Consider the following 13,567-nt stretch of genomic DNA (forward strand, 5'->3'; position numbering starts at 1 on the left):
CGTCCAGCGAACGGCAACGGTCTGAAACAATGTTCGTGGTCGATCACGCCGTTTGGCATGACCGACCACCATCCCGTCACGCCGCCTTGCGCGCCTCCGCAATGCGCTGCGGCGCCTTCGGCCGCGAGTAAAGGCGTTCGAGATACGCCCGCAGTTGCGGAAACGGTTCGATCAGGTTGCATTCGCTGGCCCAGTCGATCAGGTAGGCCGTCACGCAATCGGCCACCGTCAGCGTATCGCCGACGATGAACTCGCGCCCTTCGAGGTGCTTGTCGAGGATCGCGGCCATCGTCGCGAAATCCTCGCGCGCCAGTTCGATGTCGGCCGGCGAACGCTTCTCCGGCGGATAGATGAACGAATGCCGCGTGATCCGCCACAGCGGCTGCTCGAGCTCCGTCACCGCGAACATGACCCACCGATAGGCCTGGGCACGCAGCGCCGGATCGACCGGCAGCAGCGCCTTCTCCGGGTACTTGTCCGCGAGATACAGCACGATCGCGGCCGACTCGGGAATCACGAGATCGCCATCCACCAGCACCGGCACCTTGCCGGCCGGATTGAGGCGCACGAATTCGGGCTGCTTGTGCTCGCCCGTAAGCAGGTTGACCGACACGAACTCGAAATCCGCATCCAGTTCCTTCAGCCCCCACAGCGCGCGTTGCGTGCGGGTGCCGGCAAATCCGTAAAGCTTCATCGCCAGTCTCCATCCAGAATGTCGGGGAAATCTCCGCATGCAGGCCACGGCACATCGACGCAACGCGATGCGCAGCGCGCCGCCATCGTTCACGCGCCGGGAATCGCCAGCACCGGCATCACGTCGATCGTCTCGCCCGGGAAAATCGTGAAATGCGGATGGCCTTCGAACATCGCGGCCGCCGCATCGTGCGAAGCCGCCCGCACGACGGTGAAGCCGCTCAGCGCGTTGGCCGTGTCCTTGATGCCGCCCGCATCGATGGTCTTGGTCTTGCCGAGCGGCCCGCCCAGCTCGACGATCGCGTCGCGATGGCGTTCGACCCACGCCTTCCATGCGGCGATGCCTTCCTGCTCTTTCGCGCGCCGCTCCTGGTCCGAAAGCGCGACCCACGCCTTCATCTGCGGGCTGTCCTTGCTGCCGAGGAATACGGCGAGATACAACTGCTGTTGAGCACTCATGCTTTCTCCTCCGGTGACGGGCGCGGCGGGCTGCCGCGCCTCGACCTTGACAAGATAGGTTTATATCAACACAATTGCAACATGGCACGAAAAGAAAAGCTCCCCTTCGAAACGACGCTGATGGTGCGCGATTGCTGCCTGTGCCTGCACATGCAGCGCGCGGCGCGCAAGATTGCGCGGATCTTCGACGACGTGCTGCGCCCGCTGGATCTGACCAACGGCCAGTTTTCGCTGCTGATGTCGTTGAACCGGCCGCAGCCGGCCCCGATGAAATCGGTCGCGTCGCTGCTCGCGATGGACCGCACCACGCTGACCGCCGCGCTCAAGCCGCTCGAGCGGCGCGGGCTCGTCACGATCGCGCAGGATCCGGACGACGGGCGCAGCCGCCTGCTCGAACTGACGCAGGCCGGCCACGATCTATTGGCCGAAGCGTTTCCGCTGTGGCAACAAACGCATGCCGACATCGAACGGCAATTCGTGCCGGGAGAAGTCGATCTGTTGCGCGGCCAGTTGCGCGCGCTGTCGGAGGATCCGGCTGCGCGCGGCTGAACCGGCGCGCGGATCGCGGCCGTGTGCCGCGTTACTTCCTGCCCTTCTTCGGCAGCAGCAGTTGCGCGAATTCCTGCAGGAAATGCACGGGGCCGCGCTCGTGCAGCGCACGCCCGCTGCTCAGCGCACCGTCGATGACGGTCGCGAGCCGCAGCGCGAAAATTTCCGGTTCGTCGATCCGCATCGCGCTCGCCAGCTCCGTCAGCCGGCGCCGCAGTTCCTGCTTGTGCGCGACGGCGACCTTGCGGGCCGGATGGCTGTCGTCCGCATATTCGGCGGCGATGTTGATCTGCGGGCAGCCGCGATAGCCGGGGCGCGCAATGCGCTCGCCGATCCATCGAAGCTGCGCATCCAGTTCCTCGCGCGGCGTGCGCTTGTACTGCTGCGCCACCGCATCCCAATGCGCCCAGAAATCCGCGTCCTCGCGCAGCAGGAACGCCTCGATCAGATCGTCCTTCGTCGCGAAATGACGGTAGAGGCTCGTCTTGGCAACCCCCGCCTGCGCGACGATCAGGTCCACGCCGACCGCACGCGTGCCTTCCCGGTAGAACAGCTCGCTGGCCGTTTGCAGAATGCGCTCGCGCGTATCGAGCGCGCCCCCGTGTGTGTCCGTTCCCTTTTTCATCCAAGCCCGGCCGCCGAGGGCCGCCCGTACCGCAACAGTGAACCGATCATAGCATCGCGGAGTTGACGACGCTACAGGTCTGTACTATAAAACAGACCGTTCTGTAGCGGAGTTGATCATGGACGATCGAAAAACGGTTGCGGTCTATGGCGCCACGGGTCACACCGGGCGGTTCGTCGTCGCCGAACTGGCCCGGCGCGGCGTTGGCGCGATCCGCATCGGCCGCGATGCCGCGCGGCTCGCGGAAGGCGGCACAAGCGACGCCGCACGCTCGCGCGTCGCGGCGATCGACGATCCGGCCGCGCTCGACGCCGCGTTGCGCGGCGCGGATGCCGTGATCAACTGCGCGGGCCCGTACCTCGATACCGCGCTGCCGCTGGCCGATGCCGCGCTGCGGGCCGGCATCCCCTATCTCGACCTGACCGCCGAACAGCCGTCGGTGCTGGCGCTGGCCGAACAGGTCGATGCCCGTGCGCGCGCGGCAGGCGTGACCGTCGTTCCCGCCGCGGCGTTCTACGGCGGCCTGGCCGACCTGCTCGTCACGGCCGTCGTCGACCAACGCAAGCCGATCGATCGCGTCGATATCGCGACCGGCCTCGACAGCTGGCACCCGACGCGCGGCACGCGCGTGACGGGCGAACGCAATCGCGCGGTGCGGCTCGTCCAGAAGGACGGCAGGCCGACACCGGTGCCTTCGATGGCACGCGAACGCGTGTGGCCGTTCCCGGCGCCGATCGGCAGCGTCGACGTGACGCTGCTGCCGTTTTCGGAAGTGATGACACTGTCGCGCCATCTGCGCATCGATACGATCGAATCGTGGCTCGCGACGCTCGCGCTGCGCGACGTGCGCGATGCCGCCACGCCGCCACCCGAGCCGACCGATGCGCTGGGCCGCTCGGCGCAGCAGTTCGCGATGGACGCGATCGTCGTGCAGGGTGGCACGACGCATCGCGTGACGGCGTCGGGACGCGACATCTACGCGGTCAGCGCGCCGATCATCGTCGAGGCGGCCGTGCGCCTGATGACGGGCAAGGCCGTCGTTTCAGGCGGCGTGCGCAGCCTCGGCGAATTGTTCGATGCGCGCGATTTCCTTGCGGCGCTCGATACGGTGGCAGTATCGTTCGGCACGACCACCGATCCGGTTTTCACAAGGAGAGACAAGCATGACGAGCAATGAGAAAGGCGCGTATTTCCGGTCGCTTCATCGCGCGGGCCAGCCGCTGGCGCTGTTCAACGTGTGGGACGCCGGCAGCGCGCGCACTGCGGCCGACGCGGGCGCCGTCGCGCTGGCGACCGGAAGCTGGTCGGTAGCCGCGGCCAATGGTTTCGGCGACGGCGAACAGATGCCGCGCGCGCTCGTGATGGAAGTGCTCGAGCGGATCGCGCGTGCGACGGACCTGCCCGTCACCGTCGATCTCGAAAGCGGGTACGGCGAGCGGCCCGAGGATGTCGCCGAGACGATCGCGCTCAGCATCGAGGCCGGCACGGTCGGCTGCAATCTCGAAGACAGTTTTCCGGCGACGGGCGAATTGCGCGACGTCGAAGAAGCGGCAGCGCGTCTCGCGGCGGCACGGCAGGCGGCCGATCGCGCGGGCGCCGACTACTTCATCAATGCGCGCACCGACGTGTTCTTCAAGGCGCCGGCCGACACGCACGACGAACGCCTGCTCGACGCCACGCTGACGCGCGCACGCGCTTATGCGGCGGCCGGCGCCGACGGTCTCTTCGTGCCGGGCCTTCGGTCGCCTGCGCTCATTCGCGCGCTGACGGCCGCATCGCCGCTGCCGGTGAACGTGATGCGCGTCGCGGAAACGCCGACGCTCGCCGACCTCGCCGAATACGGCGTGGCCCGCATCAGCCACGGACCGTATCCGTATCTGCAGGCGATGAAAGCGCTTGCGGCGATGGTCAAGCAAGGCGGCTAGCGGATTCACGGGACGGCCGGGCGTCGAACGATTACATCCGATGTAATCGGCGCACGGCCCGACCGTCCCTTCGCTTCCGGTATCGCGCCGCCATTCCGGCGGCGCTCGTCGCCCGGCAGACATCACGCCGGCCCGCAACGCTCAGGATGCCTTGATGAAATCGATGAACGCGCGCAGTGCCGGCGGCACGAGACGGCGCCCGGGGTAATAGAGGAAGGGCCCCGAAAACGGCCGCCACCACGGTTCGAGCACGCGTTCGAGTGCGCCGCTGTCGAATTGCGGGCGCAGCCACTCTTCGAAGAGATGCACGATGCCCGTGCCGGCGATCGCCGCATCGACCAGCAGGTCCGTCGCACCGCCGATCTGCACCAGCAGCGGCCCGGGGGCCGGCTCGACCCGCACGACCTCGCCGTCGCGCTCGAACTCCCACGGCGGCATCGCGCCGCTCGCGAAGCGTCCGCGCAGGCAACGATGGTCGAGCAATTCGCGCGGATGCCGCGGCCGGCCGTGACGGTCGAGATAGCCGGGGGCGGCCGCGGTCGCGAACCGCTGAATGCGCGGGCCGATCGGCACCGCGATCATGTCCTGTTCGAGCCGTTCGTCGTAGCGGATGCCCGCGTCGCAGCCGGCCGCCAGCACGTCGACGAAACTTTCGTCGGCGATCACTTCCAGCCGTATTTCCGGGTACGCATCGAGGAAGCGCGGCACGATCGCGGGCAGCACGAGCCGGGCCGCGCTGAGCGGCACGTTGAGCTTCAGCGTGCCGGCCGGTCTGTCCCGGAATTCGCCGATACCGTCGAGCGCCGCCGCCACTTCGGTCAATGCGGGCCCGAGACGCGCGAGCAGGCGCTCGCCGGCTTCGGTGGGCACGACGCTGCGCGTCGTGCGGTGCAGCAGCCGCACGCCAAGCTGCGCCTCCAGCCGGCGCACGGCCTCGCTCAGCCCCGACGCGCTGAGGCCCGTCATGCGTGCGGCGTCGCGGAATCCGCCGGCGCGCGCCACGGCCATGAACGCATTCAGATCGCCCAGATCGGTTTGCATTGTTCGCCTTTTCGTACAACCCGTGCGGATTATGACGGCTTATCGCGCACGCGGCCAATGCCTATGCTGGGCGCATTCATCGACAGATCCACAGGAGCACAATCATGTCCGACATTCGGCACACCGCCGCCTTCAGGCTCGGCGATCGCCACGTCAAACGAATCGGCTACGGCGCGATGCAGCTCGCGGGGCCCGGCGTATTCGGCCCGCCGAAGGACCGCGACGCGGCATTGAACGTCTTGCGCGAGGCCGTCGCGTCCGGCGTCGACCATATCGACACCAGCGACTTCTACGGCCCGCACGTCACCAACCGGCTGATCCGCGATGCGTTGCATCCTTATCGCGACGATCTCGTGATCGTCACCAAGATCGGCGCGCGACGCGGCGACGACGCATCGTGGCTGCCCGCGTTCGCACCCGACGAACTCGAACGGGCCGTGCACGACAACCTGCGCAACCTCGGGCTCGATGTGCTCGACGTCGTCAACCTGCGCATCATGTTCGACCCGCACGGGCCGACCGAAGGATCGATCGAGGCACCGCTGAGCGTACTCGCCGAACTGCAGCGGAGCGGGCTCGTCCGCCATATCGGCCTGAGCAACGTGACGCCCGCGCAGGTCGCGCAAGGCCGGCGGATCTGCGACATCGTCTGCGTGCAGAACCACTACAACATCGCGCATCGCGGCGACGACGCGCTGATCGACGCGCTGGCCCGCGACGGCATCGCGTACGTGCCGTACTTTCCGCTCGGCGGCTTCTCGCCGCTGCAGTCGTCGACGCTGTCCGGCGTGGCGGCCCGCGTCGACGCGACGCCGATGCAGGTCGCGCTGGCGTGGCTGCTGCGCCGTGCGCCGAACATCCTGCTGATCCCAGGCACGTCGTCGGTCGCGCATCTGCGCGAGAATCTCGCGGCAGCCGATCTCGATCTGCCGGACGATGCGCTCGCGGAACTCGACCGCATCGCGGACACCGGCGCTGCCTGACGGACGGACGACCGCCGGCGGGCCACGAAGCGCGGGCCGCCCGGCAGGTCAGGACACCACCACGCCCACCCGCTTCGGCACGCCGGTCACGATCGTCGCGACCGCGACGGCCAGCACGATCGCCGCGCCGACGAACACGCCGGCCGCGCCGTTCGCATCGAACACGACGCCGCCGACCGCCGCGCCCGTCGCGATCGCGAGCTGGATCGCCGCGACGATCAGCCCGCCCGCGCTCTCGGCCTCGTCGGGCACGGTGCGCGTGACCCACGTCGACCACGCGACGGGCACGCCGCCGAACGCCATCCCCCACAACGCGACGAGCACCGCGTCGAGCATCGGCGCGCGGCCGAGCACGACGAGCGCGATGCCGAGCACGACCATCAGCGCGGGCATCCCGATCAGCATCGGCCGCAGCCGGTGTTCGAGCACGCGGCCCGCGAGCGACGTGCCGACGAAGTTCGCAATGCCGTAGCCGAGCAGGATCGCCGACAGCCCGTTCACGCCGACGCCCGCGACCTGTTCGAGGAACGGCCGCAGATACGTGAAGAACGCGAAATGCCCGGTGAACACGAGGATCGTCGCGAACATCCCGAGGCCGACGGTCGGCCGGCGCAGCACGTCGATCAACGTGCGCAGCCGCGTCGTGCCGCTCGGCGGCATCGACGGCAGCGTCATCACCTGCGACACGAACGCGACGCCGCCGAGCCCGGCCGCGATCAGGAACACGTTGCGCCAGCCGATCAGGTGACCGAAATAGCTGCCCATCGGCGCGGACGCGATCGTCGCGACCGCCACGCCGCTGAAGATGATCGACAGCGCGCGCGGCACCATCGCCGTCGGCACGAGCCGCATCGCGGTGGCCGTCGCCATCGTCCAGAAGCCGCCGAGCGCGACACCAAGAACGACGCGGCCGATCAGCAGCGTCGTCAGGTTGGGCGCGAACGCGACCGCCAGATTCGATGCGACGAGCAGCACCGAGAACGCGAGCAGCACGCGCCGCCGGTCGATCGTGCGCGTCAGCGCGGAGATCAGCAGGCTCGTGACGAGCGCGACCGTCGCGGTGGCCGTGACGGCCTGCCCGGCCACGCCTTCGGTCACGCCGAGGCTGTCGGCCATCGGCGTGAGCAGGCTGGCGGGAAGAAATTCGGCCGTGACGAGCCCGAAGACGCCGAGCGCCATCGCGAATACCGCGCCCCAGGCCGGTTCGCGGGTGGCCGCCGTCGAGGCGGCCGGGGAAATTCCGGGATTCATGCGTCGTTCCGTTTTCGTCTAGGGAAAGTACTGATGACGACGTATCGTAAGGATCGGCAGCAGGACGGTCTATGACATACAATCCGTTCTTGTTGATCGATCGTCCGAATCTCGCCATGTCCGAGCCGCTGCTTCCCCCCGTCCCCGACGTGCACGACCTCGTCAGCGAGTTGCTGCTGGGGATGCGCCTGAGCGGCGTCCAGTACCGCCGCATCCAGGTCGCGCGGCCGTTCGGGCTGAATTTCGGTCAGGCGCCGGGCCGCGCGCAGTTCCATTTCGTCGGGCGCGGGCCCGTGCTGCTGCGCGATGCGTCCGGCGCAACGATGCGGCTCGAGGCCGGCGACGCGATCCTGCTGCCGCACGGCCGCATGCATGCGCTGGTGTCCGATCCGGATGCGCCGTGCCGCGAGATCAACGGCTTCGAAGTCGCGAAGATCTGCGATACGGTCGCGTCGGTGGCGTCGGCCGGCACGTCGCCTGCGGGCTGCGCGACGACGGAGCCGGGCGCCGGCGATGCGCTGATCTTCAGCGCATGCATGGAGCTCGATCTCGGCGGCATGCAGCCGCTGGTCGGCACGATGCCCGAGTTCATGCACGTCGGCACGCTGCTCGCGCGCTACCCGGAAATCCGTCCGATGCTCGACGCGATGGAGCGCGAATCCTGCTCGGCGCGCGCGGGCTTCGCGGGCATCCTCGCGCGGCTCGCGGACGTGGTCGCGGCATTCATCGTGCGCGGCTGGGTCGAGTGCGGATGCGGCGACGCGTCGGGCTGGGTGCAGGCGCTGCGCGAGCCGAAGCTTGGCCGCGCGATCGTCGCGCTGCATCGCGACCCGGGCCGCAACTGGAGCGTCGCGGAGCTGGCCGCCGAAGCGGGCGTGTCGCGCTCGGTGTTCGCCGAACGCTTTCTCGCGGCGACCGGGATGACGCCCGTGCGCTACCTGACCGAGCTGCGGATGCGGCTCGCCGCGCAGTGGATCGCGCGCGACCGCGAGGCGATCGAAGCCGTCGCGTACCGGCTCGGCTACGGTTCGCTGGCGGCGTTCAGCCGCGCGTTCAAGCGTGTGATCGGAAAGCCGCCGGGCGCCGTGCGTGCGGACGGCGAGGCGCGCGTCGAAGCGTAATGCCTGACGCTTGACGTGCGACGCCGACCCGGCCGCCACGCGTTGCTGCGCTCCGCAGTCGCACGCTCGCCGGCGTCGCGCAAGGCGCCGCCGCGTGTGACGCCTTTCCGCGTTCAGCCGCTGAGCGCTTCGAGCTTGTCGACCAGCGCCGTCGCGCACTGCACGGCGAGCGCCGCGCACTGCTCCGCATCCACGGCCGCGCCGTTCGCGACGGTGCCCTGCACGATCCGGCCCAGCAAATCCTTCGAGAGATCCGCGATCTCGTAGTCCCGTTCCGTCATGATGTCCCTCCTGCGCGTCGGCCGATGACGGCGACGCACTCACTGCCGTTGCCCGTTCAACGCCCTTTCGCACGCACGACGATCTGCGCCTGCGTATCGCGCTCGATGCGTTCGAGCGACGCGCGCAGCGCCGTGAATTCGTCGGGCGTGCATACCTGCCGGCCGAAATCAGCCTTCATCCGCCGCGTGACCTGCACGACGCGCGCAGCCGCGTCGAACACGTAATGCGACGTGAAGTCGACGAAGCGGTCGTGCACGGCTGCATCGGCCGGCAGGTCGGTCACGGCGACGTCGGCCGGCAGCGCGATCTGACCAGTCTCGTCGAACGCGCCGCCGATGCAGCCCCACGGCTGCGTGCGCACGGATTCCGCCAGCCAGTTCTCGACTTGCGTCGCAATGCCGCCCGTGAGGCTCGACAGCGCGGGCAACGCGGTCGTGCCGTCGGGCCACACGAAATGATCGAGCGTGCCCGACACCGTCACGTCGAACGGCCCGTCGGTCACGCGCCGGTCGCTGGTCGACAGTTGCGCGCGGCCGCGCAAGCCGCTTTGCCGCAGGCGTTCGGTCGCGAGCTGCTCGATGCGGTCGTGCGTCGCGCGGCGAAACAGGTTGCGTTCGAGTTCGGCCGTCCAGCCGTCGTCCTCGATGTACGCATGAAACCGCGCGGCGCCGGGCTGCGCGGCATCGATCGCGAGCCGGGCGATGCGGCCGCGCGGCTGCGTGGCCGGCGTGCGCGACAGCACGCCCGTGCCGACCAGCAGCGCGGGGCGATCCAACACGATCGGCGGCAGATAGCCGAACGCGATGCCGGCCGTCGTCGTGTCGGCGTAGAGCGCGAGATCGGGCAGCCACGTGATCGCGTGATTGATCGCGCCGCCGCCGTAACCGGGCACGGACGGCAGCGTGTACACCGAACCGAGATTGATCAGCACCGGTTCGCTGCGGATGCCGACCGCCGCGAGCAGCGCACCGAACAGCGCGACATGGTCCTTGCAGTCGCCGTAGCGGTTGCGCAGGATGTCGGTCGCGCGATGCGGCGCGGCGGCCGTTTCGCCCAGAAACAGCGCGACGTAGCGCACGTTCGCCTGCACCCAGTCGTACAGGATGCGCGCCTTGTCGCGCGGATCGGCGGCAGCCGCGGTGAGCGCGCGCGCCAGCTGCACGACGGCCGGATCGTCCACGCTCGGGTCGACGGCCGCGTTGCGGTAGCGCGCGGCGAACGCCGCGTAGTCGGGCAGCGTCGACACGACGAGCCGGTCGCCGTAGGTCGGATAGCCGACCGCGCCGTTCTCGATGCGCTCGTACGGGCCGTGCCGGTAGTCGAATTCGTAGCGCGTGCGGCCGTTCGCCGTGACCGGCGGCAGCGCGACATAGCCGCGCGCGTCCGCGTACAGCGGCATGTCGGCCGGCACGTCGAAGATCAGCCGCTGATTGTCGACGGGCTCGCGCGACGGCTCCACGTAGTAGCCGAAGTAGCCGCGATTGACGGGCTTCGTGCGCGTCTTGCGGAACGCCACGCGCGTTCTCGACCCGGCTTCGACGCCGGGAAACACGACGGTGCGCAACAGCCCGTCCTGGAATGTCGGCGCGCCGGCCGAGCGCGGCTCCTGCACGTCGCGGATGCCGTCCGCGCCGACCGGATGCGCGACGCCGTCGCGGTCGATCGTCTCGGCCGCGAGCAGGTCGACCTGCTCGAGATTCTTGTCGAACCACACGTAGCGCTGCGCGACCGCGTCGATGCCGTTCGCGTTGTTCGCGCGCAGCGTCGAATCGTCGTGCTCGTCGAGCGAACCGTCGTGCCGGATCACGAATTCGTGGACATCGCTGACGAGCGTGACGGGCGCTTCGTCGGCAACGCCGTTCGTGCCGTCCGCCGCCGTGCCCGCGCCCGGCGTCGCACCGACGGCGTTCGATGCGACGAACGCGGCAGCGCATGCCAGCATCCAGCCGGCCAGGCCGACAGAAAAGCGCACCACATCGCACCTCGTCGCGGTTCACGGAAAGCGCGGCCGCGCAGCGGACAGGGTCAACCGCGCGACGCTCGTGTCGGCCAGTGTGGGCGACGCATACGCACGCGTCAAGCCGGTGCCCGCCGACCTACAATGAGACATGGAAGCATCGTCGCGTGCGGCCGCCGGCATATGCTCGATCGCCGAACGCCGGCGAAGGATCGTCCGTCCGCGAGCGGGAGGCACCATGGAAAACGGGATCGTGGAAGTCGTCGTGCTGCTGGCGTTTGCCGCACTCGCCGTGCTGTTCTTCGCCAAGCGTCCGGGGCGCGACCGGCTGAGGGCCAAATTCCATCATCCGCCGCTGCGGCGGCCCAACCGTCCGCATCGGCATCATCAGCCTTGACGGCTGCTACCGGCAGTCGCCCACGCGCTTGCCGCGCCACGTCCACGCGCGCGTGTGCGCGCCGGCCTGCGCATGCTGCCCGCGCAATAGCCCCTTCGAGTCGTAGCTCGTCGGCGTGACAGCGCCCGTCACGGTGCCGTTGCCGCGCCACCGCTAGCCGACGTTCATCGGCAGCAGCACCATCTGCTTGCCCTCGACATGCAGGCGCGCCTGCAGCTCGACGGGCGTCTGGTTGTGCAGCCACGCGGTCAGGAAATTCACGCGCCGGAAGATCAGCTTGCTCGCGAAGCACACGGCATTCGGATACGCGTCGAGCGTCGACGACGCGAGGTTCATGAATTCCACGACCGGATTCGTGCCGAACGCGATCCGGTAGTCGGCCGCGATGCCGTTGCGGCGGCAATGCGCGACATAGTAGTCGAGCGCTTCGGTGATCGAGTGACGCAGCCGTTCGAGATGTTCGTGCCCGTCGTACGCCTTCGCATCGACCTCGCCGACCGCAAGGAAGATCACGTTGCGGAAGTGCCCGGGAAACAGCCGGTTGACCCACAGCAGCGCATGCATGCTCGCGCCGCGATGCTTGCCGACCAGCAGCACGGCCGTCGGTTGCGACGGATCGGGCTTGCCCGGCGCGCTCGCCTCGTCGACTTCGGGCGGCTTGCCGGAGAACAGCGCATCTTCCTTCGCGAGCTGCGCGCGCGTGTACGCGTAGTGGCGGTTGATCATGAAGCACAGCGCGATCACCGCGCTCGTCACGAGCACCGTGAGCCAGCCGCCCGCCGTAAACTTCTCGACCAGCGTGATGACGAGCACGGTCGCTGTCACGCTCAGCCCGAGCGCGGACAGGAAGAAATGCTTGAACCAGCCGCGCTCGCTGCGATGGCGCCACCAGTACGTGCACAGCCCGAGCAGCGACATGCTGAACGTAAGGAACACGTTGATGCTGTACAGCACGACGAGCACGTCGACGCTGCCGTGCGTCCACAGCAGGATCAGCAGGCTCGACAGGCCGACGACGATGATGCCGTTCTGCCGCACGAGGCGCGTCGACAGGTCGCGGAAATGGCGCGGCACCCACGAATCCGACGCCATGTTCGACAGCACGGCCGGGCCGTCGAGAAAGCCCGTCTGCGCGCCGACCACCAGCAGCCCGGCCTCGAACGCGAGCACGGCCGCGAGCAACGCATGCCGCGCGAACGCCGAGCCGAGCCCGAGATGGTCGATCACGCTGCCGAACACGACCGCGTTGAGCGTCTCGCCTTCGACGGGCCGCGCATGCCACAGCATGTACAGCAGGATGATGCCGCCGGCCGTGAACGCGAGCGACGTCGACATGTACCACATCGTCACCTTGCCGTTCGGCACGCGCGGATCGGCGAGCATGTTCACGTTGTTCGACACCGCCTCGAGGCCCGTATAGGTGCCGCCGCCGAGCGAGAACGCGCGCATCAGCAGCGCGAGCATCACGAACACGCCGAGCGACTGCGACATCCCGTGCGCCTCGTGCACGGCATCGGGCACGATCATCGCGAGGTTGCTGCCGTGCACGGCGACGCCATACACGATCAGCCCGAAGTGCAGCACGACGAAGCCGATGAAGATCGGCAGCAGCACCATGATCGATTCGCGCATCCCGCGGAAGTTGAGCCCGGTCATCAGCAGGATCAGCGCGATCTCGGTCGTGAGCTTGAATGCCTGCGCGCCGACCGGCAGCAGGCTGAAGAACGCGTCGACGCCGCTCGCGAGCGAAGTCGCGACGGTCAGCACGTAGTCGACCAGCAGCGCAGCACCCGACACGAGCCCCGGCTTCGCCCCGAGCAGCGCGGTCGCGACGCGGTAGCCGCCGCCGCCCGTCGGGAACAGCTCGATCACCTGGTTGTAGCCGAGCGCGATGATGAACACGGTCGCCGCGGTCGCGAGCGCGAGAAACAGCGCGAGCGGCGTGTGGTGCGCCAGCGCGAGGAACGCCTCTTCCGGGCCGTAGCACGACGACGACAACCCGTCGGCGCCGAGCCCGACCCAGGCCAGCAACGGCGTCACGGCGATCGCATGGCGCGTGCGCGGATCGAGCGGGTCCAGCGGTTTTCCGACCAGCAACTGCCACACCTTCCGGAATGCGGTCATGGTCCCCTCCCGGCACACCCGGCACGGCGGCGCGATCCCTTAAAGCTAATCGACGCGCGCTCGCGGCGCCAGTCCGCATATTCCATAGGGGTCGCCCGCCGGCCCGGCGCCGCTTTCAGCGCGTAAGCGACCGACGCCGGCGCCCGTGCGCAGGAACGGC

General features: G+C 68.7%; 15 protein-coding genes. 6 read left to right on the forward strand and 9 right to left on the reverse strand.

Annotated elements, in window-relative coordinates:
* Positions 1-76: 76 nt before the first annotated feature.
* Positions 77-694, reverse strand: a complete 618-nt coding sequence (locus AC3WLY_RS01410) for a glutathione S-transferase family protein (RefSeq protein WP_492310140.1) — start codon at positions 692-694, stop codon at positions 77-79.
* An 89-nt stretch (positions 695-783) separates the two neighbouring features.
* Positions 784-1,152 carry a hypothetical protein gene (locus AC3WLY_RS01415; protein WP_310131103.1) on the reverse strand — a complete coding sequence of 123 codons (369 nt, stop codon included), beginning with the start codon at positions 1,150-1,152 and terminating at the stop codon, positions 784-786.
* Positions 1,153-1,233: 81 nt separating this feature from the next.
* Here AC3WLY_RS01415 and AC3WLY_RS01420 point away from each other — a divergent pair, with 81 nt between their 5' ends.
* Complete coding sequence (locus AC3WLY_RS01420; RefSeq protein WP_492310141.1) at positions 1,234-1,701, forward strand: MarR family winged helix-turn-helix transcriptional regulator; 468 nt, start codon at positions 1,234-1,236, stop codon at positions 1,699-1,701.
* Between the two features lie 31 nt (positions 1,702-1,732).
* On the opposite strand, the gene AC3WLY_RS01425 is transcribed toward AC3WLY_RS01420, so the two are convergent.
* A complete protein-coding gene (locus AC3WLY_RS01425) occupies positions 1,733-2,326 on the reverse strand; it encodes a TetR/AcrR family transcriptional regulator (RefSeq protein ID WP_492310142.1) in 594 nt (197 codons plus the stop codon).
* A 118-nt stretch (positions 2,327-2,444) separates the two neighbouring features.
* Here AC3WLY_RS01425 and AC3WLY_RS01430 point away from each other — a divergent pair, with 118 nt between their 5' ends.
* Both AC3WLY_RS01430 and AC3WLY_RS01435 read left to right on the forward strand, forming a co-directional pair.
* Entirely contained in the window at positions 2,445-3,503 is a 1,059-nt protein-coding gene (locus tag AC3WLY_RS01430; RefSeq protein WP_492310143.1) for a saccharopine dehydrogenase family protein, read from the forward strand.
* Positions 3,490-4,251 (forward strand): isocitrate lyase/PEP mutase family protein, encoded by a 762-nt coding sequence (locus AC3WLY_RS01435; protein ID WP_492310144.1) that lies wholly within the window; start codon positions 3,490-3,492, stop codon positions 4,249-4,251. The genes AC3WLY_RS01430 and AC3WLY_RS01435 overlap by 14 nt, the downstream gene beginning before the upstream one ends.
* Positions 4,252-4,392: 141 nt before the next feature.
* Here the strand turns inward: AC3WLY_RS01435 and AC3WLY_RS01440 are convergent, their stop codons facing one another.
* Positions 4,393-5,292, reverse strand: a complete 900-nt coding sequence (locus AC3WLY_RS01440; RefSeq protein WP_425131847.1) for a LysR family transcriptional regulator — start codon at positions 5,290-5,292, stop codon at positions 4,393-4,395.
* A 104-nt stretch (positions 5,293-5,396) separates the two neighbouring features.
* Between AC3WLY_RS01440 and AC3WLY_RS01445 the strand changes: the two genes are divergently transcribed.
* Complete coding sequence (locus tag AC3WLY_RS01445) at positions 5,397-6,275, forward strand: aldo/keto reductase family oxidoreductase (protein WP_492310145.1); 879 nt, start codon at positions 5,397-5,399, stop codon at positions 6,273-6,275.
* A 48-nt stretch (positions 6,276-6,323) separates the two neighbouring features.
* Here AC3WLY_RS01445 and AC3WLY_RS01450 read toward each other — a convergent pair whose 3' ends face one another.
* Positions 6,324-7,526 (reverse strand): MFS transporter, encoded by a 1,203-nt coding sequence (locus AC3WLY_RS01450; protein WP_492310146.1) that lies wholly within the window; start codon positions 7,524-7,526, stop codon positions 6,324-6,326.
* 71 nt (positions 7,527-7,597) lie between these two features.
* Between AC3WLY_RS01450 and AC3WLY_RS01455 the strand changes: the two genes are divergently transcribed.
* On the forward strand, positions 7,598-8,647 hold the full coding sequence (locus AC3WLY_RS01455; protein ID WP_175960753.1) for an AraC family transcriptional regulator: 1,050 nt from the start codon (positions 7,598-7,600) through the stop codon (positions 8,645-8,647).
* A gap of 113 nt (positions 8,648-8,760) precedes the next feature.
* Here AC3WLY_RS01455 and AC3WLY_RS01460 read toward each other — a convergent pair whose 3' ends face one another.
* Entirely contained in the window at positions 8,761-8,928 is a 168-nt protein-coding gene (locus AC3WLY_RS01460) for a hypothetical protein (RefSeq protein WP_175960755.1), read from the reverse strand.
* A gap of 56 nt (positions 8,929-8,984) precedes the next feature.
* Complete coding sequence (locus tag AC3WLY_RS01465) at positions 8,985-10,904, reverse strand: DUF3857 domain-containing transglutaminase family protein (RefSeq protein WP_492310147.1); 1,920 nt, start codon at positions 10,902-10,904, stop codon at positions 8,985-8,987.
* A gap of 220 nt (positions 10,905-11,124) precedes the next feature.
* Here AC3WLY_RS01465 and AC3WLY_RS01470 point away from each other — a divergent pair, with 220 nt between their 5' ends.
* Positions 11,125-11,283 carry a hypothetical protein gene (locus AC3WLY_RS01470; protein WP_175960757.1) on the forward strand — a complete coding sequence of 53 codons (159 nt, stop codon included), beginning with the start codon at positions 11,125-11,127 and terminating at the stop codon, positions 11,281-11,283.
* 6 nt (positions 11,284-11,289) lie between these two features.
* On the opposite strand, the gene AC3WLY_RS01475 is transcribed toward AC3WLY_RS01470, so the two are convergent.
* Both AC3WLY_RS01475 and AC3WLY_RS01480 read right to left on the reverse strand, forming a co-directional pair.
* The gene (locus AC3WLY_RS01475) at positions 11,290-11,415 is read right to left on the reverse strand and encodes a hypothetical protein (RefSeq protein WP_275557390.1); all 126 of its coding nucleotides are present in this window, start codon (positions 11,413-11,415) and stop codon (positions 11,290-11,292) included.
* Positions 11,416-11,436: 21 nt separating this feature from the next.
* Positions 11,437-13,407, reverse strand: a complete 1,971-nt coding sequence (locus AC3WLY_RS01480) for an APC family permease (protein WP_492310148.1) — start codon at positions 13,405-13,407, stop codon at positions 11,437-11,439.
* Positions 13,408-13,567: the final 160 nt, after the last annotated feature.

The sequence above is a fragment of the Burkholderia sp. FW306-1C-G01B genome, from assembly GCF_058781685.1.

What these genes read in the sequence shown, in the direction of transcription:
- AC3WLY_RS01410 (WP_492310140.1), bottom strand. Translation starts at nt 694, where the DNA reads ATGAAGCTTTACGGATTTGCCGGCACCCGCACGCAACGCGCGCTGTGG.
- AC3WLY_RS01415 (WP_310131103.1), bottom strand. Translation starts at nt 1,152, where the DNA reads ATGAGTGCTCAACAGCAGTTGTATCTCGCCGTATTCCTCGGCAGCAAG.
- AC3WLY_RS01420 (WP_492310141.1), top strand. Translation starts at nt 1,234, where the DNA reads ATGGCACGAAAAGAAAAGCTCCCCTTCGAAACGACGCTGATGGTGCGC.
- AC3WLY_RS01425 (WP_492310142.1), bottom strand. Translation starts at nt 2,326, where the DNA reads ATGAAAAAGGGAACGGACACACACGGGGGCGCGCTCGATACGCGCGAG.
- AC3WLY_RS01430 (WP_492310143.1), top strand. Translation starts at nt 2,445, where the DNA reads ATGGACGATCGAAAAACGGTTGCGGTCTATGGCGCCACGGGTCACACC.
- AC3WLY_RS01435 (WP_492310144.1), top strand. Translation starts at nt 3,490, where the DNA reads ATGACGAGCAATGAGAAAGGCGCGTATTTCCGGTCGCTTCATCGCGCG.
- AC3WLY_RS01440 (WP_425131847.1), bottom strand. Translation starts at nt 5,292, where the DNA reads ATGCAAACCGATCTGGGCGATCTGAATGCGTTCATGGCCGTGGCGCGC.
- AC3WLY_RS01445 (WP_492310145.1), top strand. Translation starts at nt 5,397, where the DNA reads ATGTCCGACATTCGGCACACCGCCGCCTTCAGGCTCGGCGATCGCCAC.
- AC3WLY_RS01450 (WP_492310146.1), bottom strand. Translation starts at nt 7,526, where the DNA reads ATGAATCCCGGAATTTCCCCGGCCGCCTCGACGGCGGCCACCCGCGAA.
- AC3WLY_RS01455 (WP_175960753.1), top strand. Translation starts at nt 7,598, where the DNA reads ATGACATACAATCCGTTCTTGTTGATCGATCGTCCGAATCTCGCCATG.
- AC3WLY_RS01460 (WP_175960755.1), bottom strand. Translation starts at nt 8,928, where the DNA reads ATGACGGAACGGGACTACGAGATCGCGGATCTCTCGAAGGATTTGCTG.
- AC3WLY_RS01470 (WP_175960757.1), top strand. Translation starts at nt 11,125, where the DNA reads ATGGAAAACGGGATCGTGGAAGTCGTCGTGCTGCTGGCGTTTGCCGCA.
- AC3WLY_RS01480 (WP_492310148.1), bottom strand. Translation starts at nt 13,407, where the DNA reads ATGACCGCATTCCGGAAGGTGTGGCAGTTGCTGGTCGGAAAACCGCTG.